Raw genomic sequence first — 10,300 nt, 5'->3', positions numbered from 1 at the left:
TTTAAGCACAAGCTATGGATACCCCCCCCCCATAACTATTGCAATATCTGTGTTTTTGCGTGATATCTTTAGACATTTTTGGCGATTTCAACACACCAAACATCGTTTTTAGCTTAATCGCCTAAACATTTGTATATGAACAAATCACAGTTTAGACTCTCTGTAGTGCGATTGTATGGCGACACGCCGTAAATCAGGTACAAACGCACTACATGATTACATCAAGCACGGTAGAGATTCGAGATTTTTCGCCGCAAGCGAGGCGAGCCTCAGCGCCGAAGGTGGTGACTCGCCGAGAGAGCAAGAAAAATCGAGAATCTCGGTGATGAAAGATACGCAAAAGTTTTAGATATTCAGAAGGTTTGATGTATTTCTATACGAGCAATAAAAGAGGAGCGTAGCGACGGGAGTTGCGAGGAGAGAAATACTCAAACCTCGCGCAACACTAAATAGGAAAGCGCGCTACGCTTTAAGCGAAAAGGCAGGTCGATCCGCGTTGTGCAGAAATAACAAAAACCGCGCAAGCCAAGAAAATCTTGACTACGCGCGGCTTGTAAAATCTTAGAAAATCCTAAGCAAAACCTTACTCGGCTGCAGGAGCTTCGGCTGCAGGAGCAGCAGCATCGGAAGCAGGAGCGGCAGCTGGCTCTTCTGTAGCAGCATCTTCTGGAACAGTGACGCTAACAACAGACTCTTCGCCATCCATGTCGAGCACAACGCCCTCAGGAAGCTTAACATCTTTAGCAAACACCTTGGTGCCATCGGTCAAGCCGTCAACATTAACCACCAAGCGCTCTGGCAAGTTGGCAACGTCTGCGCGAACCTTAAGCTCCTGAACGTCTACGAATGCAACAGCAGCACCCTTTGGAGTACCTTCAACAAACACTGGCACCTCAACGTCAATCTTTTCGCCAGCCTTAACCTCGTAGAAGTCAATGTGCTCAACGATGCGCTTAACAGGGTTGCGCTGAACGTCCTTAACAACTGCGATTCGTGACTCATTGCCAAACTTAATGGTAAATAAAGCATTTGCGTGACGAAGAGAAAGAGTAGTCTCCCTCATTGGAAGAGTCACGTGTACAGGCTCAGCACCACCAGCGTAAATGCTGGCTGGAATCAAATTGGCAACACGCAAACGGCGAGCAACGCCCTTACCGAATTCATTGCGAACTTCGCCTTCAAGTGTAATCTTTGTAGCCATATCGGTCTCCTTATGGTCTGGATTATGCGGATAATCTTATTTAAATCCAGCTTCAGGCGCACCGACGCGCCGAAAACCACCATAAGTTGGCTATCAGCCCAGTCGATAACGGAACTTACACAACAATCGCAAGCAACCAACGAATCGCAAAGCGCCTGCTACAAGTATCGCAGTGTTATTCCCTCGCCAAAGCAACTTATCTAGTCTACAAAAGAACATAGACAGCCAAAGTCTAAAGTCAAATCCAACACCAAAAGGTGACTTGAATCACACCAACGATTATCATGTATATATAGTCAAAGGCGCATAACAAATATGTGCTCGAAACAAGCTGATTTAACCAAAACAAATTAGCAAATTTAAGCATTTAGCAAAATTAAGGAGCAGATGTGTCCGTCCTAAATACACTCCAGCAGCAAGCTTTCAATCTTGCTCGCAAGGCTTTGCAAATTGGCAGCAACTTCGCGCACCCAGTAAGCGACGACATCGCAGGAGAACCAGACTATTCTATTCCACAAGATCAGCAAGACGGATCACAGAATAAACAGAATAATCTGCTTCAGCAAAATCAGTATCTTCCACGAGTAGACGAATGGGGTTCTCAACTACAAACCACCACTTTCCTAGACCCACAAACTGGCTTGCTAACCACAAAAACGGACGGAAATCCGCCATTAGACGAAGGCACAAGCATCTACGACTTGTATGCAGACAGGGCAGCTAGAATGGGAGATGATCCGCTTTACACATACAAAGAAAACGATGAATGGGTTACAAAAACAGCCAACCAGTTCCTTACAGAAGTTAGAAAAGCCGCAAAAGGCTTGATTCACTATGGATTGCGCAAAGGCGATGCTGTTGCACTAATGTGCAAAACCTCGTATGAGTGGGATGTTGTTGACGCTGCGGTTATGGCTTGCGGAGGCGTTCTGGCTACAATTTACGACACGGACTCCGCTGAGCAAATTCGCAACATTGTAAATAACTCCGATTCGCGCTTTTTGATTGTTGGCACAACTGAAATGAAAGACAAGGCAGATGGAGCTATTGAAGAATGCCCGAGCCTTGAGCGCATTATTTGCATAGAAACAGGCGGATTGGCGGAACTACAAGCCTTTGAATACTCCGTTAGCGATGAAGAACTAGACGAGCGAATTGACTCGGTTAAAAAAACCGACTTGTGCTCTATTGTGTACACTTCTGGCTCTACGGCTGCGCCAAAAGGCGTGGAAATGACGCATGAGCATTACTGCACAACCGCGTTAAACTTGCCAACTTACTTGCCGGACTTGCTTAGCGAGCCTAACGGTTCTGTGCTTCTATTCTTACCTCAAGCCCATTCGTTTGCGCGCGCAATCAACTATATTGTTGTTGCTAGCACGCTTAGAATCTACATTGCGCAAGGCATTACAACGCTTATATCTGACCTTCAAGTCGCAAAACCAACAGTTATGATTGTTGTTCCTCGTGTGCTCGAAAAAGTGTATAACGCAGCTTCGCAAAAGGCAGGTCATGGTGCTAAGGGACTTGCTTTCCAGGGGGCTGTTGTTACGGCTCAGCAATACATGAAGGAAGTTCAGGATTCTGGAGATGCTAAGGCGCTAACAAAGGCTCGCCGCGCTGCTTACGATCCACTGGTTTACCGCCCGATTCGCCAAGCGCTTGGTGGGCGTGCGCGCTGGATTGTTGCTGGCGGTGCACCACTGGATCCAGAGCTGCTAGCGTTCTTCCGCGGCGCAGGCGTGCCAGTTTACGAGGGCTATGGTCTTACGGAAACCACTGCCCCGTGCGCGTTTACTCCTATTGGCGTTCCATTCCGTGAAGGCTCTGTTGGCATTGCTTTCCCAGCTTTCACTTTGCGAATTGCTAAAGATGGCGAAGTGCAAATTAAGGGCACTTGCGTGTTTAAGAAGTATCACAAGAATGAAGAGGCGACCGAAACTTCGTTTACAGAAGACGGATGGTATGCTACTGGCGATTTGGGCAGAATTGACGACGATGGCATGCTTTACATTACTGGTCGCAAGAAGGACTTGATCATTACTGCTGGCGGCAAGAATGTGGCTCCTGGTCCTATTGAAGAAGTGATTAAGCGTTGCGAGCTTGTGTCTCAAGCTCTTGTTCTTGGAGATAAGAGGCCATTCATATCTGCTCTTGTGACTTTAGACGAGGAGATTTTACGCAATTGGCTTAAGACCAAGGGTTTGGACGAGACTATGAGCATGGAAGACGCCGTAAATAACGCGGTTGTGCGTGCGGAAGTCCAAAAGTTTGTGGATATTGCAAACGAGGGCGTATCGCGCGCGGAATCTGTGCGAAAGTTCATTATTCTGCCAGAAGAGTTTACTCAAGAAAACGGCTTAATGACGGCTTCTATGAAGATTATTCGCCCGCGCGTTATTAAGAAGTATTCTGCATTGCTCAACGCGCAAATGTACACGATTCGCAAGAAGTAGCGTCTAAAGCGTAACTCGCAAATCGCCCAAAACCGCGGTTGACTGGTCTTATAACTGACTAGTCTTCCGCGGTTTTTTGTATCTACACACGATCCCGCTTTTTGCATCTACCCCATGCTTCATGCGTTATATTTGTCGCACCTCCGAGACAAATATAACGAAAATCAGCCAAAAGGCGTTACAAATGTCTCATCAGTGATGCAAATCTAACGAAATTAGGGCAAAAAGCGTTACAAATGTCGCACCTCCGAGACATATATAACGAATCCAGCCATCTCGCAACAGAAAACAAAGAACGTCGCTCACTCGAGACAAATCTAACTTCACAAAATCAGCGCACATACACCATCGCTCGCATAAATCACAGCATTTTAATAATCCTAGGAACTCCTGCATCAATCAGCTTACTCTCAACCCTTTTAGGATTAACAATATCCGAAATGGTAAAACGCACAATCCTGCTTACTCCACACTCCTTCATAAGCAACGCTTCACGCTCAGCCTGCCGGTCAATATTGCGATTAATAACACTAGGATTATACGATTTACGCAACATTCGATTATCGCATGACGAATTAAAATCGACGTTAGTATGACTAGGATTATCGAAATCAACGTAATACTTTGAATGCCCGTCAAACTCGCCAACAATCAACTCAGCATTGGGAAGCCGCCACAAAAAATCACACCTATACTTGCCACCTGAGTGCGGCAATATAAACTCGCGTTGCAATTCTGGCACCATAAATCCGAGCGAAATCATCGTTCCTCGCGCGAACGATTCACCGCCGTTTTCACTTAATCTATTTGCAAAACAACAAAGGCGTCTAAGCGAGAGAAACTTGTCTATTCTAGTTTCACAGCAACTTCCAAAAAATGTGCTTTCAAATAAATCAGAGGTTGTTGCAGCAGAAACACTTTTATAATTATTAATATCCGAAGTCGAATATCTACTTTCACAAATAGAGATGACTTTAGCAAAATCAACATTATCGCGAGCAGCAGAATCGAAAATCGACAATGCTGATCTAAAATTCATGCTATTTGCAACATCGAAAAGCATTGTGCTCTTATCTACAATATGACTTCGAACTCCGTAATCTATATTGTCGCTTAAATGCGAAAGAACAACGAAGCGACCGCCACTTCCCTCCCTTCCACGCACAATTCGAACATCATCACTAGTGCCATCCATCTCTCTGCCTGTTGCATTAATTCTACGCAACAACGGATTATCATTTGCAGACTTTCTGGTTATAGTGCGAACGTAAATTGGAATTGACTGAGACGGCAGCATTTTGACGCAATCACTATTTTTATCAGTTTTATAATCAGTTTTATAATCATATGTTATGTGATCATAATCATTCACAACATCGTAGCCGATTAGCGCAGCAGCAGTAACCCCTGTAAATTTCCAGTCTGGATGAATATCCATCAAAGAAAACGCTATATGTCGAATTTGCTCAGCTGTATACAGATTTTGCCAATATTCTGTTCTTGCGTAAAGACCTGGGAATACTCTCACAAGCGATCCTGCCCTAGTGTACCTATACACACACTGCCTTTGCGAATTGCTGATTGGATGAAAACAACGATGCTCAAACTCAGCTTTTTCGAGCATGCTTTTAACGTTAGACTTTTTCATAAGCCTGAGATTATGAGATAAGCAATGAATGCGCAATAGATTTTAAGGAATGTGGATAAAGGATAGCTTGTAAGTATTAGACTAGACTGAGTTGACTTACGACAAGCGTTAGATTTGCCTCACCGATGATGCAAATCTAACGGATTTGACCCAAAAAGCGTTACAAATGTCTCACCTCCGAGACATATATAACAAATCTGAGGCAAACAGAGAATGTCGCTCGCGCAGATTTAATCCATAGGTATTTGATAAAATCGCGTTGAAAACTTGATACCCCCCCCCGGTAGAAAATATGTTTTCCAAAACAAGACGAACGGCAAGAAATTGCTAAAAATCTTGTTCAAAAACACGAAAACTAGCGATTTCCTATTATCAAACATGAGGAGAGGTTTTATGAATGCTAAAATCGCAGCCGCTATATCTTTAGGCGCAAGTTCACTGGCATTATTCGCAATGGCAAATGTGGCAAATGCCGATGTTGTAAATCAAAACTCAGATAATGCAAATGTTGAAATTAATGCTAATCATGAGAATCCTGATCCACAGGAAGCTAAAGCAAATGAACTCGCAAGAGAAGCTGAAAAGCTTGAGTTAGAAACCAAAACAGAAGTAGGCAAAGCCGATGAAGCTGTTAAAAACGCAAATAGCAATCTTGCAAAAGTAAATAAAAAAGTAGAAGACGCATCCAAAAAAGCATCCGAAGCTATAGAAGCGAAAAATCAAGCAGAAAAAGATGCAGAGGATGCAAAGAAGCAAGATGCAGAAGCTAAAGAAAAAGTAGATGCAGCTCAAAAGATAGTTGACGAAGCCGAAAAAATTAAAGAAAATGCACAATTAGCGGCAAGTAACGCCGAAAATGCAAAGAAGCAAGCAGAAAACACTGAAGCACAAGCTATAGATGCAAAGAAGCAAGCAGAAACACAACTTGAACAAAATCAAAACGAACTACAAAATGCCCAAAAAGCTGTAGATGAAGCAAAAACAAATCTGAATGAAGAAAACAAGAATCTAAACGCAGCTAAAGAAAATCTTGAAAAAGAAAAGTCATCTTATACCTCTTTAGTTGAAAGCGCAAAATCTCTTGAAGAAGCAAAGAAGAAAACAGATAATGAGCTTAAAGACAAAGAAACAGAATTAAAAGAAAAACAAGCACAGTTAGAGCAACTTAAAAAGTCTGATTCTGCTTTAAGCAATACGGATTTGGAAAAAGTAAAACAAATTGCTAAAGAGAAAGAATCCGTTTATAAGCAAGCTCAAGAAAAAGTAACAAAAATTAAAGAAACGCTTGCTACAAGTACCCAGAAAATTAACAAAACAAGTGAAGAACTAGAATCTAAAGAAAAAGAACTAGAAAAAATCGGTGATTACAAAAAGCTAGTTGAATCTTACAAAAACTTAGACAATCTTAGAGGAAAAGCAGATGCAGCAGAAAAAGTCTACGATGCTGAAAGCAAAAATGATTCTAATACAGAAAATTCATTAGAGAAGAAGTCTGACTTCTACAAGTTCTTGCAATATGTGATTAACACTGAAAAAGCTAAGGAAAATAACAAAAACGAAGATCTTATTGCAGACGCTGAGCGCGCGCAGAAAATTCTTAAAGGCGAATCATATGTGATTCCAGGGCAAGAATTCCAAGATGGATCGTATAAAGAAGCACAAACAATAGAAGCTCCAACGTGGTATGAAGATATTGTAAAACCTGGGCTTGGTAGAGTTGGCAGCGCTGACTCTTTGCAAAACATGAAGGAAGCCGCTGAGTATTATGATGCTTTAAATGAGTACAGAAGAAACGATAACAACGCGTTGCAAAATGTAAACGTGCGTTTAAGCTTGATTGCCGAAAGCATTGTGCATTCCTTCTACTCTGCTGCTATTAATAATCATGCAGTAAACCATGAAAAGTATGATAACGCTAGTGTTATGGACACTACACCGTACAAAACTGCAGAAAATCTTGCGTGGGGAGATTACGACGGGCATAAAAATGGTCGAATGAAATATTCAAATAACGATTGCAAAGTTCTAGACGACGGTAAAACTTCATGCTCAAAGCAAATTAAAACGCAAAGCACGGAACCTAAACCTACAGATAATAAGTGGAATGCCTTAGACGGCTGGTATACGATTGAAAAGAATCGCTATGAAGAGGCTAGAGATACAGGAATCTTCTATACATTCAATGGCGATACAAAGATTGAAAACAAGCTTTCTGAAGCTGGTAAGCAATTCCTTAGGGACAATCAATATGATTTTGGAATGAAATTAAGCCAAAATCCAAACACAAGATTATTCGAAGAAAATGACGAAAATGGCAAGCTAACTAATTTATTTAGTCTTTCCGTAGGTCATTACACTACTTTTGCTAGAAAAGATATAAGTGCTGGCGGTTTCGCAGAAGGCGATTTATATATTCAAGAAATGACTAGACCTTCTGGCGGGAAACAAGAAACTGTTACAAAAAATGAAGATGTTGCTGTGTGGCACGGAAGCAATGAATATTCGATTAGCGTTGCCAAATATAAAGAGCTTCTTGATGGTTATGAGAACAGTCTAAAACAAGAAAAAGCTGCTGGAAGCGCCTCTGAAGATGCAGATGAAATCGTTAAATTGCAAAAGCTGAATGCTGAAGCAAATAAAGCAAATGCAAATTTGTTTGAAGCTAAGTACAATCTTCGAAAAGTACAATACGATTTGAATTTGCCAGACAAAAAGAGCGCTAAGGGGCTAAAAGAACAAGAATTAGAACATGTAAAAGCCGAGAAAGAAAAAGCAAATAATGAAGCTAAAAAATATGGCGACCCTAACGCAGACTGGGGAATCGAAGAAAATGCAGCTATTGCAAAAAAGCTTGCTCAGCAGTGGCAAACAAAGTACACGCATCTAAATGGAAAGGTTAAAACTCTTAGTAGCTCAATAGATGCTGCGAATGCTAAGAACTTACCAAATAAAATCGCCTTGGATGCTTTCACAAATGCTGCATACGATTTTGATAGCGCTAAGAACGAGTTAAAAAAATCTCAAGAAGAATTTGCAAAGCTCACTATTGAAGCAAAGAAATACGAGAATGAGTATAAAGTTGCAAGCACAAATGTAGAAGAAGCCGAGAAACAATCTCAGTTAACTGGTGAAGCAAAGCAAGCTAAAATCAGGGAGTTTGAAGAATCTGTAAAGCAACTCAAATCTACTAAAGACGATTTGCAAATCAAAGCTAATGATGCTGCTAAAAACTTGGCAGAAGCCAACGAGAAGGTCACGAAACAAGATGAAACTGTTGATAGTGTCACACGGTTGCTTGATTCTGCTCGTAACAGAGTTAGTGAAGCAGAGAAACAATTCAATCTTGCAAACAAAACTAAGGAAAAAGCTGAACAGAAAGTTGCGGAAACTCAAAGCCAAGTTAACAAAGCACAGAAGCAAATTGAAGATGCAAGCCAACAAATTGATTCTGCTAACAGAAAAGTTACAGAAGCTCAAAAGCAAGTTCAAGATGCTGAACAGCAGGTAGCTGCAGCAACCGAAGTTAAGAATAAAGCTGATGCTACTAAGTCGAATACAACTAAGTTAGTATCTGATGCTGCTGCTAAAGCCGCTCAAGCTAAGCAAAAAGCTAATGAAGCAAAGTCTGCTATTGAGCAAGCACAACGCATTACAAAAGAAGCTCAAAGCCAATTTGAATCAGCAAAGAAAAAGGCTGAAAACGTTAAAATGCAAGTTTTGCAAGCAAAGCAAAAAGTTGCTGAATTGCATGAGAAAGTTAAGACGCTTTTGGCTGGAGCTAAAAATAACGTAATTGAAAGGTACAACGCTACTTTTGCTGCCGTAAATCAAAGCTTCAATAATTTTGAGAATACGCTTATTCTTCGTTTTACAACGCTTGATGCAGTGGAACAGTCTCTTAATGAATCTACTAGTACTTTAGATAAGACTTTAAAGGACGTAAATTCGCTGGTGACTTCAGATAATGAGAATAATGGTGATGGTGGCAATAATGGTGGTAATAATGAATCTCCAACAGTGCCACAAACAAATCCGTCTCATGACGCAAGCACAGATTTAACGCCTGCTCCTACCCCATCTAAAGAAGTAGAATCGGGCAACGCTAATCAGAATACTGGTTCAACTAGCGCAACGCAGAATAACACGAGCAACAGTACGAGTTCTAGCGAATCCTTCGAGAACTACTACAACCAGTATCTTGCAGGATACGCAAACAACTTGTTCGGAAATGAGCAACTCGGATTCCACGCTGCTATTCCAGCTGCACAATCGCAAAGCGCAAACGATGCTAACGGTGCTAACGGTGCAAATGCTCAAAATGATAATGGCGTTGCAGCGAATAATGTTGCAGGAGCTGCGCACACTAACACTCTTAGCGCAAGCAGCGCTAACCGCATAGCAGCTGCTCTTGCATCTGGCTCTAAAGCTGCAGCTAAGGATCTTGCTAAAGATCTTGCTAAAGCACAAGATGCTGCTAAGGATTCTACTGCTAAGAGCGAGTCCAATAAGGATAATGCAAAGAACGACGCAAAGGATTCTGCAAAGAGCAAGTCTAAGAGCGAATCCAAGAATGATTCCAAGAGTGAATCTAGTGAATCCAAGGATGAGTCTAAGAACGCTCAAGCTTCTGGCGGCGCACAAGACGGAGCGCAAAGCGCATCCAACAACACTACGCTTAAGGTTGTTGCAGCTCTAGCGGCTGTTGTTGCAGGAATCGCAGCAATCGGAGGCGGCACTTACTTCGCTCGCCATCGTCGCCCATAATCAAAACTAAAAAACAAAAATAAAACCGCGGTTAACTAGTCTTATAACTGACTAGTCTTCCGCGGTTTTTCGTATCTACACACGATCCCGCTTTTTGTAGCTCTACACACGAAAATCAGCAACAAAATGCGGAAAAAACGACGCTTCATGTAGTGCGTTTGTATGACGACACGCCGTATTTTAGGTACAAACACACTACAAGGCAGGTCCTCGTTCGCACGGATTAGCCGT

General features: G+C 42.0%; 4 protein-coding genes. 2 read left to right on the top strand and 2 right to left on the bottom strand.

What is annotated here, in order from left to right:
• Nucleotides 1-583: 583 nt before the first annotated feature.
• Entirely contained in the window at nucleotides 584-1,201 is a 618-nt protein-coding gene (locus tag P0106_RS01965; RefSeq protein WP_473730371.1) for a 50S ribosomal protein L25/general stress protein Ctc, read from the bottom strand.
• Between the two features lie 389 nt (nucleotides 1,202-1,590).
• Here P0106_RS01965 and P0106_RS01960 point away from each other — a divergent pair, with 389 nt between their 5' ends.
• Nucleotides 1,591-3,657 (top strand): AMP-dependent synthetase/ligase, encoded by a 2,067-nt coding sequence (locus P0106_RS01960; RefSeq protein ID WP_004113092.1) that lies wholly within the window; start codon nucleotides 1,591-1,593, stop codon nucleotides 3,655-3,657.
• 361 nt (nucleotides 3,658-4,018) lie between these two features.
• Here P0106_RS01960 and P0106_RS01955 read toward each other — a convergent pair whose 3' ends face one another.
• Complete coding sequence (locus P0106_RS01955) at nucleotides 4,019-5,305, bottom strand: hypothetical protein (RefSeq protein ID WP_004113096.1); 1,287 nt, start codon at nucleotides 5,303-5,305, stop codon at nucleotides 4,019-4,021.
• 393 nt (nucleotides 5,306-5,698) lie between these two features.
• On the opposite strand from P0106_RS01955, the gene P0106_RS01950 reads away from it, so the two are divergent.
• Nucleotides 5,699-10,069: a Tat pathway signal sequence domain protein gene (locus P0106_RS01950; protein ID WP_473730370.1), complete on the top strand. Its 4,371-nt coding sequence runs from the start codon at nucleotides 5,699-5,701 to the stop codon at nucleotides 10,067-10,069.
• Nucleotides 10,070-10,300: the final 231 nt, after the last annotated feature.

This window comes from Gardnerella sp. c11Ua_71, assembly GCF_055818025.1.
The sequence above is the reverse complement of the archived record's forward strand: the minus strand, read 5'-3'. Positions and strand labels throughout refer to the sequence as shown.

What these genes read in the sequence shown, in the direction of transcription:
- P0106_RS01950 (WP_473730370.1), top strand. Translation starts at nt 5,699, where the DNA reads ATGAATGCTAAAATCGCAGCCGCTATATCTTTAGGCGCAAGTTCACTG.
- P0106_RS01965 (WP_473730371.1), bottom strand. Translation starts at nt 1,201, where the DNA reads ATGGCTACAAAGATTACACTTGAAGGCGAAGTTCGCAATGAATTCGGT.
- P0106_RS01955 (WP_004113096.1), bottom strand. Translation starts at nt 5,305, where the DNA reads ATGAAAAAGTCTAACGTTAAAAGCATGCTCGAAAAAGCTGAGTTTGAG.